General features: G+C 38.2%; 22 protein-coding genes. 2 read left to right on the top strand and 20 right to left on the bottom strand.

Annotated features, from left to right (window positions below; translation table 11 throughout):
* Positions 1–25: 25 nt before the first annotated feature.
* The 6 genes from acear_RS01720 to acear_RS01695 form a co-directional block, all read right to left on the bottom strand.
* Positions 26–769, bottom strand: a complete 744-nt coding sequence (locus acear_RS01720) for a PHP domain-containing protein (RefSeq protein WP_013277311.1) — start codon at positions 767–769, stop codon at positions 26–28.
* On the bottom strand, positions 769–969 hold the full coding sequence (locus acear_RS01715) for a hypothetical protein (RefSeq protein WP_013277310.1): 201 nt from the start codon (positions 967–969) through the stop codon (positions 769–771). The genes acear_RS01720 and acear_RS01715 overlap by 1 nt, the downstream gene beginning before the upstream one ends.
* Before the next feature lie 739 nt (positions 970–1,708).
* Positions 1,709–2,440, bottom strand: coding sequence for a phosphatase (locus tag acear_RS01710; protein WP_013277309.1), 732 nt, complete (start codon positions 2,438–2,440; stop codon positions 1,709–1,711).
* Positions 2,441–2,453: 13 nt separating this feature from the next.
* Positions 2,454–3,368 (bottom strand): PTS sugar transporter subunit IIC, encoded by a 915-nt coding sequence (locus acear_RS01705; RefSeq protein WP_013277308.1) that lies wholly within the window; start codon positions 3,366–3,368, stop codon positions 2,454–2,456.
* Positions 3,369–3,451: 83 nt separating this feature from the next.
* Positions 3,452–5,923, bottom strand: a complete 2,472-nt coding sequence (locus tag acear_RS01700) for a sugar phosphate nucleotidyltransferase (RefSeq protein ID WP_013277307.1) — start codon at positions 5,921–5,923, stop codon at positions 3,452–3,454.
* 24 nt (positions 5,924–5,947) lie between these two features.
* Entirely contained in the window at positions 5,948–7,150 is a 1,203-nt protein-coding gene (locus acear_RS01695) for a glycosyltransferase family 4 protein (RefSeq protein WP_013277306.1), read from the bottom strand.
* Positions 7,151–7,339: 189 nt separating this feature from the next.
* On the opposite strand from acear_RS01695, the gene acear_RS01690 reads away from it, so the two are divergent.
* Both acear_RS01690 and acear_RS12015 read left to right on the top strand, forming a co-directional pair.
* A complete protein-coding gene (locus acear_RS01690) occupies positions 7,340–8,965 on the top strand; it encodes a glycoside hydrolase family 57 protein (RefSeq protein ID WP_013277305.1) in 1,626 nt (541 codons plus the stop codon).
* A gap of 176 nt (positions 8,966–9,141) precedes the next feature.
* A complete protein-coding gene (locus acear_RS12015) occupies positions 9,142–9,804 on the top strand; it encodes a DUF4912 domain-containing protein (protein ID WP_013277304.1) in 663 nt (220 codons plus the stop codon).
* Positions 9,805–9,905: 101 nt separating this feature from the next.
* On the opposite strand, the gene acear_RS01680 is transcribed toward acear_RS12015, so the two are convergent.
* The 14 genes from acear_RS01680 to acear_RS01615 form a co-directional block, all read right to left on the bottom strand.
* The gene (locus acear_RS01680; protein WP_013277303.1) at positions 9,906–10,229 is read right to left on the bottom strand and encodes a carbohydrate-binding protein; all 324 of its coding nucleotides are present in this window, start codon (positions 10,227–10,229) and stop codon (positions 9,906–9,908) included.
* A gap of 110 nt (positions 10,230–10,339) precedes the next feature.
* Positions 10,340–11,215 carry a glucodextranase DOMON-like domain-containing protein gene (locus acear_RS01675; protein WP_013277302.1) on the bottom strand — a complete coding sequence of 292 codons (876 nt, stop codon included), beginning with the start codon at positions 11,213–11,215 and terminating at the stop codon, positions 10,340–10,342.
* 123 nt (positions 11,216–11,338) lie between these two features.
* On the bottom strand, positions 11,339–12,310 hold the full coding sequence (locus tag acear_RS01670; RefSeq protein WP_013277301.1) for an ROK family protein: 972 nt from the start codon (positions 12,308–12,310) through the stop codon (positions 11,339–11,341).
* Positions 12,311–12,325: 15 nt separating this feature from the next.
* Positions 12,326–13,366, bottom strand: coding sequence for a nicotinate phosphoribosyltransferase (locus acear_RS01665; RefSeq protein WP_013277300.1), 1,041 nt, complete (start codon positions 13,364–13,366; stop codon positions 12,326–12,328).
* A gap of 27 nt (positions 13,367–13,393) precedes the next feature.
* A complete protein-coding gene (locus acear_RS01660) occupies positions 13,394–13,801 on the bottom strand; it encodes a GIY-YIG nuclease family protein (RefSeq protein WP_013277299.1) in 408 nt (135 codons plus the stop codon).
* A 158-nt stretch (positions 13,802–13,959) separates the two neighbouring features.
* Entirely contained in the window at positions 13,960–15,360 is a 1,401-nt protein-coding gene (locus acear_RS01655) for a phosphoglucomutase/phosphomannomutase family protein (protein ID WP_013277298.1), read from the bottom strand.
* A gap of 95 nt (positions 15,361–15,455) precedes the next feature.
* A complete protein-coding gene (bshA, locus tag acear_RS01650; protein ID WP_013277297.1) occupies positions 15,456–16,577 on the bottom strand; it encodes an N-acetyl-alpha-D-glucosaminyl L-malate synthase BshA in 1,122 nt (373 codons plus the stop codon).
* A 2-nt stretch (positions 16,578–16,579) separates the two neighbouring features.
* The gene (gene bshB1 / locus acear_RS01645) at positions 16,580–17,290 is read right to left on the bottom strand and encodes a bacillithiol biosynthesis deacetylase BshB1 (protein WP_013277296.1); all 711 of its coding nucleotides are present in this window, start codon (positions 17,288–17,290) and stop codon (positions 16,580–16,582) included.
* A complete protein-coding gene (gene bshC, locus acear_RS01640) occupies positions 17,280–18,911 on the bottom strand; it encodes a bacillithiol biosynthesis cysteine-adding enzyme BshC (protein ID WP_013277295.1) in 1,632 nt (543 codons plus the stop codon). The genes bshB1 and bshC overlap by 11 nt, the downstream gene beginning before the upstream one ends.
* A gap of 16 nt (positions 18,912–18,927) precedes the next feature.
* Positions 18,928–19,971: an adenosine deaminase gene (gene add, locus acear_RS01635; protein ID WP_013277294.1), complete on the bottom strand. Its 1,044-nt coding sequence runs from the start codon at positions 19,969–19,971 to the stop codon at positions 18,928–18,930.
* 23 nt (positions 19,972–19,994) lie between these two features.
* Positions 19,995–20,795, bottom strand: coding sequence for a Cof-type HAD-IIB family hydrolase (locus acear_RS01630; RefSeq protein ID WP_013277293.1), 801 nt, complete (start codon positions 20,793–20,795; stop codon positions 19,995–19,997).
* A gap of 109 nt (positions 20,796–20,904) precedes the next feature.
* Positions 20,905–21,339 carry a SoxR reducing system RseC family protein gene (locus acear_RS01625; protein ID WP_013277292.1) on the bottom strand — a complete coding sequence of 145 codons (435 nt, stop codon included), beginning with the start codon at positions 21,337–21,339 and terminating at the stop codon, positions 20,905–20,907.
* 22 nt (positions 21,340–21,361) lie between these two features.
* Positions 21,362–21,637 carry a metal-sensitive transcriptional regulator gene (locus acear_RS01620; RefSeq protein ID WP_041667430.1) on the bottom strand — a complete coding sequence of 92 codons (276 nt, stop codon included), beginning with the start codon at positions 21,635–21,637 and terminating at the stop codon, positions 21,362–21,364.
* 277 nt (positions 21,638–21,914) lie between these two features.
* Entirely contained in the window at positions 21,915–22,874 is a 960-nt protein-coding gene (locus acear_RS01615; RefSeq protein WP_013277290.1) for an L-lactate dehydrogenase, read from the bottom strand.
* Positions 22,875–23,326 lie beyond the last annotated feature (452 nt).

Raw genomic sequence — 23,326 nt, 5'->3', positions numbered from 1 at the left:
CAGTAGCAAATACCATGCCATAATTTCAAGTAACATTTATTACCTGATCTAAATCAAGTTCAGCTTCATTAATCAACTCCAATGCTGAATCTACCCTTCCTACCCCTCCAGCAGTATGAGCATCACTATTGACAGCAAACTCCACCCCAGTCGAAGCTGCTGTATCAATGAAATCAGCTGATAACTGCTGATGGCTATTATTGATCTCCAGACAGGTATCCTCCCTTCGACAGACAGTAGCCAACCTATAGGTATTAATATCCAATTGATAACCAGGATGAGTAATGATATCTATATCATATCTTTTGACAGCATTGACCAAAGCCTGAGTATTATTCTGTCTTACCTTCCCTCTTGGAATCAATCCTAGCCTATATCCAATAGTATTATCAAAGATAATCCTTCTTCCAGCCTGCCAGCTGTCAGGTTTAATCCAGAGATGCAGTCCGGCCAATACAATATCAAGTTCATTCAGTATTACTTCTGGTACATCCAGTCTTCCTTCTAAGTTGATTACATTGGCTTCTACCCCTGCTAAAAGATTAAGTCCATCAAAATATCGATTATATTCAGCAATCTCTTCTTTAATCTCCAGCAGCTGTAGAGAATCTTTAACTCCCAACCTAGTCAAACTGTGGCTAGCAGGACCATGTTCAGTAATCGCTAATTCATCTAAGTCAAACTGAATAGCCTGCCTGATATTATCCTTAATCCGCCCAGCTCCATGGCCATAATTTGTATGTGTATGGTAATCTGCTGTAAGATACATCAATAATCACTCCTGATTAAATCATCAAGCTCATGAATAAGCCGTTTTCTCTGTGCCTCAGAACCATAGGGATCATTAAATTCATCCGGCTGTGGTACTTCCCGGCTGGGTTTATCCTTTTCTCCCGGTATTTCTTTAGCTGTACAACCACTAACTAGAATGATTAATACTATAATGAGAACTGTTATTCGGCGCTTCATGACTGCACCTCCGCTTGTGAGTTAATATCATATCTGTCAACTTATTGATATATTGTGTCACTCTACAATGTTTCCGTATATACCCTTTATTTGTAATTTTCTATCATAATCGGTATAATCTCATTCATGATATTGCGGGAATAATCAATATGTATCCGCCGCTTGCCGTTCGTTCGACATCCTGTCTCACTCACTGTCAAAAACTGGCCCTCCATCGTCCGTGATTCCGGGCCAGTTTTAAGAGTCGCTCTGGACACATATTGACTATTGATAATAAAATATATTGCTGTGATTATCACCAATGAGAGTCATTGAAAGCATATATTGACTATTTATGGTATTACAGAACAGAAATTTCATTGGTTTGGGTTTTAACGCTTTCTCTCAGATAATTTTGCACAATTTAGTTGATATCTTGCAAAAAACGACTTTAAAGCAGTCCCACAAGAGAGAATAGTTAACATATAAAGCGGAATCTTTAAATCATAATACTAAGATTTATTTACTGCTAAGTGACTAGGACTGATTTCTGGAGCGTTTGCAAGATATCAACTCTAAACTGCAACAATATATCAATATTTAATCTATCCTAAAAGAAGGATATTTATACCGCAGAACTAAAAAGTCCTGCAACACAGTTAAAAACTGTACTGCAGGACTAATATGTCATTCAATTGCTTCTAATTCACAAGACTCAAGCGCCAATAAGTCCTGACCGTTATCAATATAGATATAACAGCTACATTCTATCCTTAAATTCTTTTTTAGCTTTAACAAACTCAGTTACCCGTTCTAAAGAGGTATTCAATATATCCTTCTCTTCTAACCCAGCCTTTTCGATTAACTGTAGAGCCTTCTGCACTCTACCGACATCCCGAGAAAAATGAGCATCACTACTTACAATCACCTCTAGTCCAGCCTCTTTGGCAGTATGGGCTATATCTAGACAGTTATCCCAGCTGCCTGTCCTACTCTTTCTAAAAGAACTATTATTAATCTCTAAGAGAACATCATTTTCCAAAGCTGTTTCTACTACCTGTTCAACATTCACCTCAAACTCCGGATTGCCAGGATGGACAATAACATCAACTAAGGAATTCTTCATAGCATTAATCATAGCTTCAGTATTCTCAGCTTTCGTTCCTCCATTATAGCCGGTTAAAAAATGCATTCCAGCCAAAACAATATCCATTTCTTTCAAAACAGCTACCGGAAGATCAAGAGTACCGCGGGCATCAGTAATATTTGCTTCAACCCCCTTTAAAACCCTAATACCATCAATCACCTCCGGCAGTATAGCTAAATTATAAAAGTAATACAGATGACAACCCCCTGGCATACAGGGACCGTGATCAGTAGTTGCTAGAAGTTCGAGCCCCTTCTCTTTAGCTCCCCTTACCATTTCTTCTAAGGTACTATAAGCATGTCCACAGGCAATAGTGTGGGTATGTAAATCAGCAATAATCTCCAATCTTAATCACCACCTATAATAATAATCCAGCTCTACTTGCTATAACTCCTAAAATCAAACAGATAAAGTATAATTCAAATTGGGTAATTCTAAATAATAGAAGACCTAAAGTTGATACAGATAGAAAGGCTTCTGACCAGAGTACTAACTTTAATTGAGAATCTACCATTGGTCCTGTTATTTCCACAACTAAAGGAGCAGCTGCTATCACTAAACCGCCAATTGCTAATCTTAAAAAATAAGAGGAAACTTTGAATTTCTTCACTAAAAGATAGCCTCCACCCCAGATTACTATAAATAATACCGGCAGCAGCCAATTAAACCACTGAGAAAGCAGGAGTAAAATTACCAGAACCAATAGATAAGATAGCTTTAGATTACTCCCCAAATCCTCAGAAACTATAATCTGAGCCAGAATAACTGCCAATCCTAACCCAGGCAGCAAACCGCTAGCTACAGCCAGCTGGTCCAGAAACTGAGCCGGAATCTCTCCTAATAGGCCCTTCAAAACCGGAGTAAAGTTTAAGAGAGTAAAAATAAAGAAAAATAAACCAATTTCAATTATCCATTGATTGGTCTTTGAATCTAACATAATTATTGCTTCCTGCAGCAAGTAAGTAATAATTACAGCAATAGTTAAATTAAGAATCAAACTGATATTTCCTGTTACCAAAGTTAGTACAGTAGTTAGAATAGCTGCTAAATTAACATACTGAAGTCCAAAATCATAGTCAAATAAATTTGAACCCCAGATTACTTCTAGAAGCAGCCCAATATAGATTCCAGTAGATAAATTACCTAATAGGGCTCCTCCTAGAGGGGCTACTAAGATCGGATGCAGCAAATAACGATAACTACTGCATTTTAGTCTCCGCTCTAAAAAATTAATTGAATTAATTAATAACGCTAAACTGAATAATTTAATCATTACTAACTCCCCAGATATAAAAGTAGTCTAAACTGCTACACTATTTCTGGGTCTAGGTCAAAACTCCTTCTTAAAGCTAGGAACTATTGTAAATCACTGATCATCTCTGCATACTCTTCATTAAAGTTATTTGCTTTCTGAATAGTATCAGCTTCAGAATAAACATGGAATGTAGGCTCTTCAGAATCAGGCAGTACCAAAGTCCAACTTTCCTGATCTTCATGATAGACTTTAATTCCATCTATTAACTCAACCTGTTCTTCAGGCACCTCTTCAATTAGATTACGCATCACCTGTCCTTTAGCTTCCCAGGGACATTCAATCGTCTCCTCTACTCGGTGAAACTCTGGAATAGATGATAATAGCTCAGATAATGTAGTCTCTTCGCGAGCTAAAAACTCCATCAATTTAACTAAGAAAGAAAGAGCATCTCCTACAACCGGTAGACCTTCAAAATCTTCGCCATTACTCTTTCTATACTCCAGCATATTTGATAGTAACTCTTTATCCTGAGCCTTAGTCCAGGTTACATCTGCACCATAATCTAAAGCTATCTCTTCAATAATCCGCGGTGCTGTTACCGGTACAAATATCTTCTTAGCTCCCTGTCTAAGATTAATGATTGCCCTAATTACCTCATTTAACTCTCTACCAACTAACTCTCCCTCTTCAGTAATTAGAGTAATCTCTTCTCCATTGTGGTCTAAAATAATTCCAAAATCAACCTCATCTTCATTATCAAATTTATTTAATATTGCATCCTGTTTCTGCAACCGCTCTTGAAAACTTAATGGTCTAGATGTTCCGGATTCATAATCTGTTTTGAGTAACTTAAAATTTAATCTATCAGTTAAAGCTGTCCAGAGATCATCAAGATTATCCTGCTCATAGTCAGCTACGACTCTGTAATCGGCCTCTTTAATGGAATCAATATCTATCCCCTCAATGAGTCCCCCGATATATGAATCGATCATCTGCGGAATATAATCAATCTCTCCTACTGCTTCAATATCTGCCCGCTGAAAGTCTTCTCTAAAGAAGATCTTCTCAATTCCTTTTTCTTCACTACGAGAGATATTGATTCCATCTTCATTCAGAAATTCAATTACAGTATTCTGCGGCTCCTGCTGACAAGCGCGAATATGGAGTCCACCTTCTGCTTTTAACCTTCGAACACTGTATCGAGCTACAGGGCTAGGCATCTCGCCTATATCCCGTACGCTAATCCCAGCAGACATAAGTCCAGAAGCTAAGGAATGCTTAAGTAACTTGGATATACTGTAGGTATCACAGCTAATAGTAATTACAGTTTCATTCTCTAACATAGCACCATAGGCGGTTCCTAATTTAGCAACAAAATCAGGCGTTACTTCAATATTGCTGATACCTACTACCCCTTGGTTCCCGAATAATGTCCGATTCCATTCCGTCTCCCAGACTAAACTCTTATTTAAAATAGTAAAGTCAGAGATATCTTTGTAAGGCCAGACCTTAACATTAGGCTTTATTTTAGCATTCTTACCTACCCAAGTTCCGTCTCCAATAGCTGCTCCTTCAAAGATAGAAACCTGGTCCTTAATATTTACATCATCACAGATTACTGTTCCTCTAAGCTCCGAATTCTGGTCAATAAAGGTATTATTCCAGATAATACTCTTCTTTATTGAGGTAGAATCATTAATAATATTGTTGTCAGCAATAATTGATTCTTCCAGCTGAACTCCAGCTTTAATCGTACAGTCCTTACCGATATAAAGCGGCCCGGATAATTCGGCAGTATCAGCTATCTCTGTTCCCTCACCAACCCAGACCTGATCTTTAATCTCCTCTCCAGGGAGATTGACCTCTACTTTACCATTGATTATATCATAATGTGTCTTACGATACTGCTGCAGATTCCCGACATCACACCAGTAATTCTTCATTACATGGCCGTACATCGATTCACCGGCCTGTAATAATTTAGGGAAGAGATCTTTGCTAAAATCAAACTTAACACCTTTATCATAGTAATTAAATACATGGGGATCTAAAATATAGATTCCTGTATTAACAGTATCACTAAAGACTTCACCCCAGCTAGGCTTTTCCAAAAACTGAGTAATGGCTCCTTCTTGATTAGTCATAACTACTCCGTATTCTAGCGGGATATCTTCCTGGGTCAACACTAAAGTAGCTACTGATTCTTTATTCTGATGATAATCAACAGCCTTAGTCAAGTCTGCATCTGTTAAAGCATCACCACTAATAACAATAAAAGTTTCATCGAGAAATTCTTCAGCATTCTTGACGCTACCAGCAGTTCCTAGCGGACTCTCTTCTACAAAGTAGTGGAGATTGACTCCAAAATCTGAACCATCACCAAAATAGTCCTCAATCACCTGCGGCAGATAAAAGGTAGTTACTGCAATATCTTTAATTCCATGCCGCTTTAATAAATCAATAATATGCTCCATCACCGGCTTATTCATAATCGGTACCATCGGTTTAGGAGAGTCACAGGTTAAAGGTCTCAACCTAGTCCCTTTTCCTCCGGCCATAATTACTGCTTTCATTATTTGATTCCTCCTCAATATTATTTATATTGTAGTTATCGGTTCAACATGTCTCCAGTCAGAATCTAAATATTTAGTCAGCACCTGATTGTAAACCTCTTTAGTCTGACGAGCAATACCCTGCCAACTGTACTCTTCTACCGCCTTACGGTAACCATTATTACGTAAAGATTCAGCATAATTATGATCAGTTAATAACTTAATAATCTTTTCAGCTAATGAATCGGGATTTCCCGGCAGAGCCTTCAATCCATCCTGGCCATCATCGACAATCTCATCAAATCCTCCTACTCCAGAGACAACCACCGGAGTCTTGCTGGCCATAGCTTCTAGAGCAACAATACCAAATGGTTCATATAGACTAGGAAAGACAGCTGTATCGGCTACTTGATATAACTTTTCCTTTTCTTCTTCTGAAATATATCCCGGAAAGGTAACATGGTCAGCAATTCCCATTCTATGGGCCTGGTCTTTAAGCTCATCAAGCTTAGGTCCTTTGCCAGCAATTACAAATTCCGTATTAGGCGCTGTTGATAAAACCTGGGGAACTGCTTCTAACAGATGCTGTACTCCCTTCTCCTGAACCAGACGTCCAATATAAAAGACTAAGTTACCATCAGTATACTTATCTTTAAATCCAGACTCTACCTCAACATCAAAAGTATCCAGATTTACTCCATTATTGATAATATCTATCTTATCCTTTGGAGTCTGAAAAAGACCATGAATCTCTTCCCGCATATATTCACTACAACAGATCACTCGCCAGGATTCATAACCAAGCAACCACTCTACATCATTGATATACTGCTGATGTGAATTATAAATACCGTGGTTTCTGCCTGATTCTGTAGCATGAATGGTAACTACTAACGGAAGATGATAGCTATGTTTTAACGTCTTACCAGTAAATCCTACTAACCAGTCATGGATATGTATTAAATCAAAATCTAACTCATTCACCAGGCGATTTGCTACTTCTAAAAAGTTATAATTTACTAACATAGCCCAGGTAAGAAAATCTGGAGTAGAAATATCAGGTTTATCGACGCGATAAATATAAACTCCATTCTCTTCAGCATATCTATCGCTTACTTCTCCACCCTGTGTAATTAAATGTACTTCAACATCTTCTTCAACCAATGCTTGGGATAATTCTTCAACGTGGCTGGCCAAACCACCAATACTAACTGGGGGATATTCCCAGGACACCATTAATACTCGCATTTATCTTCCTCCTAACCTTTTTATTTATTGCTTTTCTGACTTTTTTCCGGTTCAAAAATTAATATTTCCAAGCAAATCTTTTTTATTCACTCCCTGGATGAATAAGTTAAGCCTGATTCAGTCATATTAATATAGAGTAGAAATCAAATAAAAATTCAGACTAAAAATAAGAATCAGGAGGTAAAAATAGTGGAACAAGGATATCTATCTTTCGTACTTCATGCCCATCTTCCCCATGTCCGCCACCCTGAAAATGAAGATGTTATGGAGGAAGAGTGGCTCTATGAAGCAATCACCGAAACTTATATTCCTTTAATTAATACCTTCGATAATCTAATCGAAGACGGTATTGAATTTAAATTAACTCTATCCCTTTCACCACCTTTACTAGCAATGTTGACTGATCCATTATTACAGGAAAGATACTTAAATCATCTTGATGAGTTAATTGAATTAGCAGAAAAAGAGGTAGAAAGAACTAGCAGAGAAGCACCAGAACATCATAAGATGGCCAAACGATATGCTTACTTATTTAAAGAAGCAAGATATGTCTTTGCAGAAAAGTATGACCGTAATCTAGTCTCTGCTTTTAAGAAGTTTCAAGACCAAGGTTACCTAGAAGTTATCACTTCTAGCGCTACTCATGCCTTCTTACCTTTCTTTGATCTATACCCGGAAGCAGTTAAGAGCCAGATTGATACTGGAATTAATGAATATTATAAACACTTCGATCAAAAACCGCCTGGCTTTTGGCTGCCAGAATGTGGATACCAGCCTGGACATGATGAATTTTTAGCCCAGCAGGATGTAAGATACTTCTTTACTGATTCACACGGCATTCTACATGCTGATACCAGACCAAAGTATGGCGTCTATGCTCCAATTTATACTGAATCCGGAGTAGCAGCCTTTGGACGCGATATGGAATCTTCCAAGCAGGTCTGGAGTGCTAATGAAGGATATCCCGGCGACTATGACTACCGGGAATTCTATCGTGATATAGGGTATGATCTGGATTATGACTACATAGAACCCTATATCCATGCTAGCGGTGAAAGGAAGGATACAGGAATCAAGTATCACCGCATCACCGGAGAAGGCGATCATAAAGAACCCTATAATCCAGAATGGGCAGCCAATAAAGCAGATATGCATGCTGAAGACTTTATTCAAAACCGAGTCCAACAGATTGATTATCTAGCCGATAAGATGGATAGAAAACCGATTATTATTTCTCCTTATGATGCAGAATTATACGGCCACTGGTGGTACGAAGGTGTTCAATGGTTGGATTTTGTAATCCGCAAGGTAGCCTGTGATTACGACAGTATAACTCTAACCAGTCCTGGTGACTACTTAAATGAATATAAAACAAACCAGGTTGCTACTCCATCTTACTCCAGCTGGGGATATAAAGGTTATGGAGAAGTCTGGTTACAGGAAGACAATGACTGGATCTACCGTCACCTACACTGGGCAACAGAAAAGATGGTGGAAATTGCTAATGAATATCCCCATGCCAGCGGATTAAAGTATGAAGCCTTAAACCAGTTAACCCGTGAACTACTCTTAGCCCAAAGTAGTGATTGGCCCTTCATTATGAAGACAGGAACTATGGTGGAGTATGCTGTTCGACGCGTTAAAACACATCTTACTAGGTTTAAGAGCTTATATCATGAAATTAAGGATGATGATATTGATGTTCATGTGCTAAGAAAATTACAACATTATGATAATATTTTTCCAGAGATCGACTACCGTATCTATCGCTCAGATAATATCTCCAGTGAATTACGCCAAGAATTAATTCAGTAAAAACTGGAGATTAAGAGGTGAAGATTATGTACCTTATATTCTATTTTTTCCTTCTTCTAACTCTGGGATTAATCCTTTATCTTTTCCGGTTCCAAACCGAAGATGGACTGGACCAAAGACTTCTAAACTTATTCCAGCAGAAAGAACAGAACTCTAATTGGGAGGTGTCCGAAGAATTGAGTACTAATTTAAATCAAGAACAACAAGAAAGAATACAGATGCGCCCAGCAATTGAAGCTATTAAACCAAATATAGAATTTTTTACAACCCATGACTATCCTGAATTAGCTGATTATGATCTAGAAACCAGTTTTAACCAGAATCGAATTACAGCTTTAGTGCGAGATCCCTACTGGGTCTATCTTTACTGGGAAGTTACTGAGTTATTCGAAATGAATGGACAGCCAGTATTGAAAGTACTGGATATCACCGGTTTAAACTATCCCCATGCTTCTCCTCAAGACTCTTTTACAGTAGATATAGATCTGAGAGCTGAAAACTGGTATCTGAAAGTACCAGGTGCCAACAGAAAATATACTGTAGAGTTAGGGCTACAGAAAGAAAACGGTGAGTTTAATCTCTTAGCCCGCTCTAATTACTTTACTACTCCTAGAGATAAACCTTCTGATAAGTATGATCCAGAATGGATGACCATCGATGAATTATTCAGATGCAGTTATCCTAGCTCTAATTCAGACGGTACGCTAAAGACAGGTAGTTCCCCGCTAGGAGCCGAAGAATTTCCCGGCGTTGGAATTAATGTCAGCTCTCCTGTAGGCCCAGAAGAATATGTAAGTTCCCCTGGATATATCAGCTCTCCCCAGAATGAGGATTGGTAAATTCCAATCCTCTTTTTTTATTTTGATTAAATATAAAAACCTGCAAGTATACTGGATATCCAGCATACTTGCAGGCTAAAATCAAGTACTTGATTATAAGTTTAACTGAATGAATGCTGTTCACCGTTATGAACTTGATAGCTCCAGTTATGACCATTATTATTATCCCAGTTTTCTGCAGCATCTTTGAAGCAGAACTTAAAGTCCTGGGTAGTATTCAATCTGACAGTTGTCTTCCAGCTCCCGTCTGGAGCACGGTTCATTCTAATAGTTTTAACATCATTCCATTCTTCTTTACCTACACCAGCATGGAGATAGACTTCTTCGGCTCCTGCTTCACTTAATAACCCATCATACTCAATTGTTACATTCTCTCCAGCAGTAATAGGGGTAGGATCAATATTTACATTATCAAATTCAGCCATAGCTAGTTACCCTCCTTAGAAGATTTGATTTTTTACATCATCTATTTCTATTATGCGTCTGTAATCCGCTTGTCATACAGAATTATTAAAAGTAATTATTTACAATTAATTTATTTATTAAATATTCTTTTGCGATATCTAACTATTATAACAGCCACTATAATAACTACTAACATAATTACAGTTAACAAGAACTTAGAAGACATTATCGATTCATTACCCACTGGATAAAGTGTAGCTAACTCCTCTTCTTCTACATCATATCCGCTTAAAATCTCTTTCTGTGATTTATCTTCTGGAACTAAAATATCCAGTACATTAGGATTATACTGAGTATCAGTGCCTCCGCCGAACTTCCAATCATCCACTTCTTCAATTACTGGTCTATAATTATCATAACTGAATCCATCCAGTGAACCTATCAAGACATAATAGCGAGCTGAATCTAGACTACCAATTAATTCTTTAGGAATCCGAGCTTGAATAGTCTGCTTATCTTCTAACACTTTAGCTTCTGCATCAACTACCGGCTCAGTCTCTTGACTGAGATCATCCTGATAATCAAAAACTTTAATATTCCAGCCGGTAATTTTAATCAATTTATTCCAGGATGATTCTTTACTGAACTTTACATTAGCTCCCTTCTTAAAGACAGTAGTTGCTCCACTATCTTGATTATCAATATAAACTTGAATTAATTGATGGCTGAATCCATAGGGAGCATGCCAGGGATTAGTGACAGTACCAAATTTAAATCTGAAGCTGTAATCCGACTCTCTCTCCTCAACTCTAACCCTCCTTAAATCAAATAATCCTTCAAAAGGAGCAAACTGTTCACTTGTCGGATAAACATAGGTGCCGGGACCGTAGTCATCACCTTCAGGATCTTCCATATCAAAGAGTGCTTCCTGAGCAGTTACTGCCGAAGCGCTAATCAATAATATAAGCATTAAACCAATTAATAATTTAACTTTTCTTTCCACCATGAAACCTCCTAAATTTAATTAACTAAATCTAGTTAATCCCTATGAATCATAAATAACTATTATTACATAAAAAGACTACCTATTAAGGTAGTCTTAACTGCTCTTAAATCAAACTGATTATTATTAATTTAAAATTCCAAGCTGAGTTAATGCTTTAGCAACTGCTCCTATGGCTCCTATATTATCTCCTAGCTGGGTTCGAACTATTTCAACTTCTTTAGCCGGGGTCTCCATAGCCCGTTTTAATGCTATCTCTCTAACCGGTTCTAAAACTATATCACCTGCTTGAGAAACACCGCCACCGACCACTATCAACTCTGGATTTAAGATATTAAGTAAATTAGCAATACCGATTCCTAAATAATTAGTTACTTGGTTTAAAATCTTTTTAGCTGTCTTATCACCCTGAGCTGCTGCTTCAGTAACTACTGCTCCATCGATCTGGTCAGTACTGTCAACTAATTCTTCCATTAGTGAATAACTGCTGGAGCTTACTGCTTTTTGGCCTAATCTTCCCAAAGCAGTACCGGAGGCAAGGGCTTCCCAGCAGCCGTAGTCCCCACAGCGGCATCTGACATCCGACTCAGGATCAAGCACCATATGGCCTACTTCTCCGGCACTATCACTAATACCGTGGTATAATTTATTATCAATAATAATTCCGCTGCCAATTCCGGTACTAACTGTAAGATAGATCATATTCTGCTTATCCTTACCAGCTCCAAACCACTTACTCCCTAAAGCTGCTGTATTGGCATCATTCTCAATAAAGACCGGAATATTCAATTCCGATTCCAGCAACTGCTTTAAATTAAGATCCTTCCAGCCTAGATTGGGTGCGTGATGAATAATTCCTTCTTTTACACTCAACGGCCCTGGAGCTCCAACTCCTATAGCCTCTATTTCGTCTATAGTTAGATCAGAATCAGCAAGAACCTGGTCAATAGTAGTTAATATACGGTCGATTACCTTCTCTGCACCCTGTTCGCTTTTAGTAGCCGATCTCTTCTTTGCTATAATCTCTCCCTGCAGATTGGCTAGAACTGTCAATATCTTAGTACCGCCTAAATCAACTCCAATTACATATCCAGCCACCTTCGTCCCTCCTGATTAGAGTAGCCTCTTTAACCGTTTATTCTCTGCTACACCTGGAATTCTACCCCGTTTAGCTATAGCCTTCCCATCTACCTCTTTAATATCCATTGTCATATTGATTGCCTCAGCACCAGCAATATAGCTTCCAACTCCAAAGCCATCTACACCTAAATCCTTTAAATTTAAGATTCGTTCTGGAGTAATTCCACCAGAAACAAATATATTTACATAGTCATGTCCAGCCTGGTCCAGCCTTGCTCTAACTTCTTTGACTAAATCGGGAGTTACTCCGCCCCGTTCTGAAGGAGTATCCAGTCTAATACCATCCAGACTTTCTTTCAAGCTATCGGCTAAACGCAGACTCTCTTCAGCTTCATCTTTAAAGGTATCAACAATTATAATCCGAGCTGCATCATCAGGCATGACTTCATCATAGGCCTGGGCAACCTTCAGAGTATCGCCTACTGTCAAAATCAAAGCATGCGGTACTGTTCCCGACGGTTTCTGCCCGGCCAGCTTAGCCCCTAAAATACAGCTAGCTCCATCAGCACCACCAATGATAGCAGACCGCTCCATTACTGGTGCCACTGCTGGATGAAGATGACGAGCTCCAAAGCAGAGTACAGGTATATCATCTGCTGCTTCCTTACATTCAGCCGCTGCTGTAGCCCATCCGCTAGCACTGGCCAGCGAACCTAACAGTGATGTTTCAAAAATACCAAACTCATTATAGACTCCCTTTATCCGCAGAATCACTTCTTTTTTATCCATTCTACTGCCTTCTTCTAAACCCCAGACTTCAACATCCTTATCCTGTAATAGATTAACTGCTTCATCTATTCCAGCTGCAACCCCTTCCCTGCTGGCAAAGATATCCACTACCACTTCAGTCTGGGATAGATCAAGCTCATTAAGTATCTCTCGAGTCTTAATAAAATAAACATCAGTAGTCAGACCCTGCTTAATCTCATCATGATTGGCAGAATGTAAGATCCTATCCTTAGAAATTGTAACATTATTCACATCTTCTAAATTCTCCAATTCCCTATTGGTCATAATCCCTAACTCCCTTTCTATCAAATATTAAACCTCTACAATCAGTTCTTTTTCTACCTCTGGTTTCTGTGGTGAATATAATAAATGAGTCTTACAGCTGCAATCACTGGCACCAAAGCCGACTACTGGCTCTGTAAACTCTGGCTTTATAGCTAACTTTTGATGAATCTGACACTCAGCCTCTCTATCCTTAGCCCAGGTTTTAACCTCTATTACTTCAGCCTTCTGTAGTAAATAATCAATATGCCAGTGCAGCTTCTTATTTTTACTTCTATGACGCTCAATCCGGGCAGATAGGTTTTGCTGAGCAGTACCGGTATAGATATAATAACCGCTTTTAAACTCAAACTCACCTAAACTACCTACTTTAATCTTACAATCTTCTTTTAAAGATATAATTAGATTATAAATGCCGCTTTCTAACTCAGAACTCATTTAATATCTACCTCTCTAATCAATTAATCTCTGACTCATAATACCTTCTCTTCCTTCACTAAATTATTCCGGATTAGCCTATAACTTTCCTCCTTTTTAGCCTATAAAAATCAAAATCCCCTATCATAACAATAGGGGATTAAAGATCAATCTAAAAATTAAATCTGCAGTTCTTCTCTAACTTCTGCCTGAATCTGTTCCATCAATTCATAATCAGAAGTTTCAACATAGACTCGAATCAAAGGCTCTGTTCCGGAAGGACGCATCAAACACCAGCTGCCGTCTTCTAAAACAACCTTCATACCATCCTTGGTAATCTGTTCAATTACTTTATAGCCGGCAATCTCATCAACATCAAAGTTTTTAATCCGTTCTAAAACCTCTGGTTTTTCTTCAGAACCGCATTCTATATCCAGCCTTTCGCTGATTAATTTTCCATATTTTTTCTCTACTTTCTCCAGAATCACTGACAGTTTCTCTTCTCTATCCATTACCATCTCAGCTATTAAAGCACAGGCTAATAATCCATCCTTTTCCGGTATATGTCCTTTGATACTTAAACCGCCGCTTTCTTCTCCACCGATAATAATATCTTTATTCATCATTAACTCACCAACATACTTAAATCCAACAGGCGTCTCAAAGACATCAAGATCATGTTCCTTAGCTATTTTATCCAACATATGGGTAGTAGCTACTGTTCTAACTACTCCTCCTGTTTCTCCCTTGCTTTCAACTAAATGATCTAACAGCAGAAAAAGCACTTGATTAGGACTTAAATACTTGCCCTGCTCAGTAATAATACCAAAGCGATCTGCATCACCATCCAGAGCAAATCCCAAATCATAATCTTCAGTCTGAACTCTATCAATTAATTCCGGCAGTTCATCCTCAGTCGGCTCCGGCATCCCACCTCCGAAGAGAGGATCACGATAATCATTGATTTCCTCAATTTCAACTTCCGTATCAGCAAAGATATCTGTCAAATATCCAGCTCCCGGTCCATACATCGGGTCGGCTAAAATCTTTAGCTTCTGATCAGAAAAATCTATCATTTCCTGTAAATGATCTAAATAATCTGCCTTAGGATTAAACTCTTTAATCTCTGCTGCTTCTTCTGACTGACAGCTATGAATTTCACCACTTTCCTGTACTTGAACTACTTCCTCTTCAATCTGATCAGTGATTTCAGGTAATGCCGGCCCTGCATAATGCGGAATAAACTTAATTCCTTGATAGGAAGCTGGATTATGACTGGCTGTCAGCATCAATGCTCCATCCAACTTATTATCCTGAATAGTAAAAGCTGTTACCGGCGTCGGTAGAGCCTCTTTGGCTACTATAGCCTGAATACCATTAGCTGTTAAAACTTCCGCTGCCGTCTGGGCAAATTCTTCAGCCAAAAAGCGGTTATCATACCCGATAAAGATTCCTGATTCTGTCTGATCATTATTCTGTAAATAGTTGGCTACTGCCTGCACTACTACCTTGAAGTTACTAAAAGTAAATTCATCAGCTATAACTGCCCGCCAACCATCAGTTCCAAATTCAATTGCCATTATTTAACCCTCCTTATTATCTACCTAATACTTTATGTATTATATCCAAACCACTAAAAAATTATGTTATAAAACTAACTTATCAGGAAATTAATTCAATTATTCATTAACCTTTGGTAATACTCTTGATACTCTTCAACAATCTCCGCTGCCGAAAAGTTAGTCACTACTCTATGTCTAGCATTCTGAGCAAATTGATTATGCAGCTCAACATTCTCCAATAATTCAATCCCATTGTGAGCCATTTCCTCTATAGCCCCCGGATCAGATAAAAAGCCGGTAACGCCATCAATAACCACCTCTGGTAGCCCGCCGCTATTAGAAGCAACTACCGGTACTTCACAGGCCATAGCTTCAAGGGCTACTAAACCAAAGCTTTCCTTTTCTGACGGCAGCAAAAAGAGATCAGATACAGATAAAAGAGGAATTATATTATCCTGTTTCCCTAAAAAATAAACTTTATCTGCCAAGTCCAATTCATCAACTAACTTCTTAGCCGAATGCCGATTAGGCCCGTCTCCTACCAATACTAACTTGCTGCTTACTTCTTTATTAATCAGAGAAAAAATCTTGATCACATCAGGAATATTCTTGACATCCCTGAAATTAGAGATATGAATAATAATCTTTTCCTCACCTTCAGTCAGTTGCAGCGGCTCTTCAGGCTTCTGTCTCCTATATTCAGTGGTATCTATAAAATTATAGATTCTCTTGACTTTTTTTGGAGAAAGATCAAATCTATCTATAGCATCCTGGCGCAAACTATCAGATACAGCAGTAACTCCATCACTGGCTCCAATACTGAATCGAGTTATATTTTTAAAAGAACTCTGTCCGCCAACTAAAGTAATATCGGTCCCGTGTAAAGTAGTAATCAGCTTTACCTCAGTTCCCTTTGTTATTTCACAGGCCAAATAGGCTGCTAAGGAATGAGGAATAGCATAATGGGCATGGATGATATCTAAGTCTTCTTCCGTAATTAATTCATTTATCTTATTAGTTAAGACTAATGAATAAGGGGGAAACTTAAATAAAGGGTAGGTGGGAACCTCTACTTGATGAAAATATATATTCTCATAATACTGTTCCAACCTAAATGGCGGTTCATAACTGATAAAGTGAATCTTATGTCCCTGCTTAGCCAGCTGCTTACCTAGCTCAGTAGCTACCACTCCGCTGCCGCCATAGGAAGGATAACATACTATTCCAATCTTCATTTCTATACCCCGCCTTCTAGCATAGTTAAATCAGATACTTTTATTGTTTGTTTATACTTAAAGCCTTCTCCATATTGGGCATCTACTAAAGATCCTAGATAACGAAATCTAGCATCCAATTTATCAAGAAAAGTAGAATCATTCAAGACTGTCTGAAAATCATGTTCCTGATTATAGCTTACCTGAGAAGTATGACAGAGCAATGCTTCAGTCTTAGTCTCATATTCTTCAGCAATATCGACTATAAAGTCCGGTTCATCAACTGCTGCTAAAAAGTAATAAACTACTGCTTGAGGACGGTAAGGGGGGCCAGTAGCTTCAAATTTCTTCAATCCTGCTTTAAAACAGGATTCCGTAACTAACTTACTGGTATTGACATGGTCAGGATGACGGTCTTTCCAATAAGGAGCCAGAACTACTTTAGGTTTAGCAGCTCTAATTTCTTTCACAATCGACTTAATAGCCTCTTCATCTCTGCTAATCTTAGCATCCGGCAGCTTAAGACAATGCCTAAATTCTGCTCCCAACACTTCACTAGCAGCTAAAGCTTCCTTTCTTCTTATCTGTGGTGTACCATTACTTCCCATTTCACCGGCTGTTAAATCAACAATTCCAGTCTTATAGCCATCTGAATGATGTTTGATTAAGGTTCCTCCTGCGCCAATTTCTACATCATCAGGATGGGCTCCAAAGGCTAATAGATCAACTGTCATTCTCTTCACCGCCTAGATAATAAAATCGATGTTCAAAGCTTAAATCAAAGTAATCAACTAATTCATCTATAAAGTCGGTTCCATACTTAATTAGATAAGGCATAACATTAAATACCCGCTCCTGCAGCTTATCCTGCGGCAACAGATTATTCCTTAACTTCTTAAACTGGCGCAGCAGAATTTTATTATTCTTCTGGTGAAACTGCTTAGTTTTATCCTCTAAATATTCCACCTGACCAATAATCCGCTCTAAATTATCCTTTCCTAAACCTTCTAAATTTTTATCTATTTTACTTATCTTATCGATTAAGTTTCGATACTCCTCTTTAAACTCCTCCTTAACCCCCTTGAAAACTCCAGGAATATCCAGTTTATCTCTAACTTCCAATTCTTCTTCTAATCTTTCGGTCAGTCTCTGCTGGACTATATCTTCCTCAGTTAAACCATACTTCTCCATATATTCAGCCAGTCTGGCTTCTACAATCGTTATACTCTGTCGGGGATATAAAATAGGCATTTCTAGACCAAACAGAGAATATAGTTCCTTTAGCTGAGCATGGTAAGCTATCTCACTTGGTCCGCCTACATAAGCTATTACGGGCAGCAGCCAGTTTTGAAGTATCGGCCGTAGAACAACATTGGGACTGAAATCTGTCGGTTTATCTTTAATCCTCTCTAATATATCATCTTCCTCGGCTCTAAATTGATAATTTCTTGTTCTAAACTCACCATCAATCTTCAATAATGAATGGCGTTTGCCGTCCTGATAGACAAAAAGATGGGAATTAGTCTCTTCTTTTTCTATCTGCAGCGAATAACCCTGATTCTGTAATTTAGAATTAGTCTCCTTAAACCGCTGCTGCAGCTTGGACTGCTTAGTAATAAATTGCTGGTAAAGCTCACTGCTTAATTCCCGCACTTCCGGCCACATAGGATCAAAGATAATTAGGCCATAATTACCAAATAGATTCAACAGTACTCTGCTAAACCAGTCCGCAAGATCAGTAGCCTTATGGGCCGCTTCTCTAAGCTCAGCCATTATCTCCGGTTTAAATTCTGTATTATAAGTCTTCTCCTCTAAAACATCTATTAAGTCAAAGAGTTTTTCCTGAGGGTCAATATCACCAATGGAAGTAGCTATGTAATCATCTGAAAACTCTATTCTGTCCAGCTCATTAGAAGTATTGACCAAAGTAAGATGATTGATCTCCTGAAAATCATGGTCTTCACTAGCTACCCAGAAGATAGGAACCACTGGATCATCCAGCAGTTTCTTCTTCTCTTCAGCCAGTAAAATAGCAGTAATTGCTTTATAAACAGTATAGAGAGGACCGGTGAAAATACCGGCCTGCTGTCCTGTTACTACTGCTGTTGTTTCTTTCCTGCGCAGCAATTCTATATTCTCTATTACTTCTTGCCTCGCTTCTAAATTTTGATTATATTTATAGAGAATATCGATCAATTCATCTCTATCCTGTCTATAATTCTCCCTTAAATAATCACTTCTCACTTCATAAGCCTCTAACTTATCCGGTATATATTCATAAAAATCAGCTACCTGCTCAAAATTAGATAGATAATCAGCATAAATTGAATTGTTTACTGCTAAATTATCAGCCATTATAACACTCCTATACTTATTCTAATATCTTGTTATCAATTCCAGCAATCGTCTCAAATTCAGACTTAAATTCTGTTATCAATTTCTCCTGTTCCTTGTCAGAAATAAAGGCTGCCTTGATTCCACTTAAAATTAATTCCTGTATCTCTGCCAGTGAAAAACCAAATTCTCTATACAGCATTAAATATTCCTGGCTTAAGGTTAAATTAGACACTGTACGATTATCTGTATTAACAGTTATCGGAATCCCTGCTTCATAATATTCTCTAATCGGATGCTGCTCTAAATCTGTTACAGCATTGGTATGAAGATTGCTGGTAGGACAGATCTCTAAGGTTACTCCTGCCTCTTTAATAGTCTCTAAAGTTTCTTTATCTTCTTTACTTCTAATACCGTGGCCTATTCGCTCTGCATTTAGATAATCAATTGCCTTTTTTACATTTTTAGCTCCTGCTGTTTCTCCAGCATGGACTGTCCTATGAAGCCCTGCTCCTGCAGCCAGCTTAAAGGCCTCTTCATGCTCCTCGGGAGGAAAGTTTGCTTCATCCCCGGCTAAATCCAGACCAACTACCCCCTGATCCGAATAATCAACAGCTAACTGAGCAGTTTCGATACTTCGACTGGGATCCTGATGGCGCATACAACAGAGAATGATATTAGCCTGCAGTTCATATTTATTTTCTCCCTTTTCTACTCCGGCCAATACAGCTTCTACTACCTCCGCAGGCCTTAATTCTTCTGTTAATAACAAAGGAGCAAATCTAATCTCCAGATACTTTACATTCTCCCAAGCTGCATCTTCAAGCAGTTCATAAGTAACTCTAGTCAAAGCCTTCTCTGTCTGCATTACCTTTAACGGTAGGTCAAACTTCTCTAAATACTCTGCTAGACTATCACAATCCTCACTCACCTGCAGATACTCCGCTAACCCCTTCTGGTCAGCTGTAGGCAGTTCAATCTCTCTATCCTCCGCTAATTCCAGTACAGTTTTCACCCGCAGAGATCCATCCAAATGAAGATGCAGCTCTGTTTTAGGTAATTTTCTGATTAATTTTTCCATAATTACCCCCTTTTAATCCGAACTTACAATATAAACTTGTCAATCACCCCTGCTACTCCATCCTCTTCATTGGTCTCAGTCACGTAATCGGCCCTTCTTTTCAATTCATCTGCTCCATTAGCTACTGCTACTCCCAATCCTGCATATTCAATCATCTCTAAATCATTCAGGCTATCTCCAATAGCAATAACTTCATTTTTTTTAATTTCAAATTTCTCTGCTAAACGCTTGAGGGCTACTCCTTTGGATACATTCTGCTGCATAATCTCCACAAAGGTAGATTTTGATTGGGTAATATTTAAATCAGTTTCAAACTCGTCACTCACTTTAGTCAAAATCTCATCTGTCTGCTCTGGATTCGGACCTATAATCAACAGCTTAGTAGGCGGCTGAACCAGAAAATCCGTTATCTCTTCTTCAACCAGTATAGATTCAATCCCTGCAATCTCTTCATACCTCTTTATTTCTGGACCTAATTTAGTAACATACAGCTTATCATCCAGATAAATATTCAGATGCCAATCCTCTCGGTCAGCCAGAAAACCAATCTTTTGAGCCAGCTCTACTGATACCGGCTGATGATCTATTACTTTATCTGAAATAGTCTCTTTTATCAAAGCCCCATTATACGTAATAAGGGGCAGATCAAGTTCTAACTGTTTAGCATACGGCAGAGCAGAAGAATACATTCTGCCGGTAGCTATTGTAACCAGCGTATCAGCAGCAACTGCCTGCTTTATTTTATTCTTTACCCGAGAAGATATAACCAGTTCATCTGATAATAAAGTATCATCAATATCGATTGCTAATAACTTATATTTCATCTGTTGGCCTCCATAAATCATTTACTTGTCTTTTACTTCAATAGAAAACAATTCAATTCCTTGTTATTTAATTAAAAAAGCTCCAGATAAGATACCTGGAGCCTTCAAATTAACCTAAATCTTCAGAGATAGGATCAACCGTTCTCGTAATCTCTGGCTGATATTTCCCTTTAGAATTATTAATCTCTCCATACTTGCGGACGAAAAGAAAAGAGATAACCATAGAAGAAATCCCAACCAAAGCTCCTACTAAATCACTACTTCCAAATCCATAATTCCCACTGAACCACTGGCCTATAAAGTAACCAAGAAACAGACTGAGCAGCGGTACAAAATAGACCACTAAAGCAGCTCCAAATACATTACTATCCCTTAATTCAATAGCTACTACATCTCCCTCCTTAGCTCCGATAGGATTTGTAGCTTCTACTTCTATATCATTATCATCTCCGCATTTACCGCATTTATCACAGCTTCCGTGGCGCTGAATTTCGACTGTAGCCAGCTCGTCATTCACTTCTACAACTTTAGCATATTCCCGCATAGTCTCCCCTCCCATCTTAATTTTAATTGGTAAACTTAGAAATAACACTCATTAATTCATCAATAATCTCTTCTCCATTCTCCCCTTCAGATACTGCCTCTCTTACACAGCCGTGAGTATGGTTCCGCAGAACCGTCATTCCCACTTTATTTAAAGCAGCTTTAGCAGCAGCAACTTGAGTCAAAACATCTACACAGTACTTTTCTTCATCAATCATCCGCTGGATCCCCCGCACCTGTCCTTCTATCCGTTTTAATCTAGTAATTAGCTCATCTTTTTCTTCACTGTATGAATTCATTTCTTCTGTCTTCTTGCTCAACTCTATTCCTCCTTTCACCACTACTAAAGTTATTATATCAAAAAATACTCCTTAAGAAAACTACAGCTAATAATCCTTCACTATTTACTTGTTTAGCTATGGCTTCAGCTATCCATTTATTATACCACCAACGGGTATCCTTTGACCAGGGTTAATTCTCCTTATGTCCTACTGAATAACCTAACAGCTAAAAAATAACCAGTATAAGTCATCTCCAATTTAAACCTATTTATTAGGATTAGATTTCATTCTTTACTTATATGTTCAGCTTTCCTCCAATTAAATCCTGTAATACTTCTGCTGAAGTATTCAAAGCCTCTTGTTCTGCAGGAGATAACTCCAATTCCAATATTTCTCTAATTCCATTTCTGTTAATTATACAGGGCAGACTTAAATAGACATCTGAAAAACCGTATTCGCCCTGTAGAAGTGTAGAAAGAGTTAAAATCGAATTTTCATCACGGATAATGCCTTTTACAATCCGATTAATAGCCAAAGCAATTGCATAATAAGTTGCTCCCTTGCGGTCAATAATTTCATAGGCAACATTCTTTATTTTAGATATGAGTTCCGATTTATCATCATTATTCTTTTTTTGATTACAAACTTCATCAAACTCTTCAAAAGGTACACCGACAATATTAGTAGCACTCCAAACAGGTACTTCGCTGTCTCCGTGTTCCCCTATTATATAGCCGTGGATATTTCTGGCATCTATATCACAGCGCTGGCTTAGAATATACCTAAAGCGAGAGCTATCCAATACTGTTCCGGAACCTATTACTTGACGCGCTGGCAGATCGGATAACTTCCAGGTAACGTAGGATAGAATATCAACAGGATTAGTTACTACTAATAACAATGTATCAGAATTAATCTCCGCAGTTAATTTAGGAATCATATCCTTAAATATCTCTACGTTTCTTTTAGTTAAATCAAGCCTTGTTTCCCCGGGCTCCTGACTGGCTCCGGCAGTAATAATCACTATGTCAGCATCTTGACACTCTTGATACCCACCAGTTTCGATATTAACCGGACTTACAAAGGAAGCACCATGTCTTAAGTCCATTGCTTCTCCCTCGGCCTTATCTTGGTCTATATCTACCAATACTATTTCTGAAGCCAACCCGTTCATCATAACAGTAAATGCAGTCGTAGACCCTACAAATCCAGCTCCAATAATTCCTATCTTAACTCCTTCTTTTTCAGATACCACTAGTTTTCCTCCTAACTGATCTTTATTCACTTTTATCATTGGCTTAGCTTTATAAAAGTATGCATAGAAATAAAGTCACTTGTTGTGCTAGTTAAATTTATAATTAAATTGATATATTGTGTCACCTGCAATATTTTCGTATATACCTCTTATTTGTAATTGCCTAGTATAATCAATATGAGTTCATTCATGATATTGCAGATTATAGTCAACAAATCTCTTGCGCTTGCCATTCGTTCGACGTCCTGTCTCACTCATTCTCAAAAACTGCCCCTCCGCCGTCCGTGGCTCCAGGTCAGTTTTAAGAGTCGCTCCAGAGAAATGTTGACTACTTGCAATAGACATATCACTATGGTTATCACCAATGGGAGTTGCTGTAAGCATATATTGACTATTTGCAGTATTACAGCACAAAATTTTCATTGATTTGGTTTTAAACGCTTCCTCAGATA

Source organism: Acetohalobium arabaticum DSM 5501, assembly GCF_000144695.1.
GTDB classification, from domain to species: Bacteria; Bacillota; Halanaerobiia; order Halobacteroidales; family Acetohalobiaceae; genus Acetohalobium; species Acetohalobium arabaticum.
The sequence above is the reverse complement of the archived record's forward strand: the minus strand, read 5'-3'. Positions and strand labels throughout refer to the sequence as shown.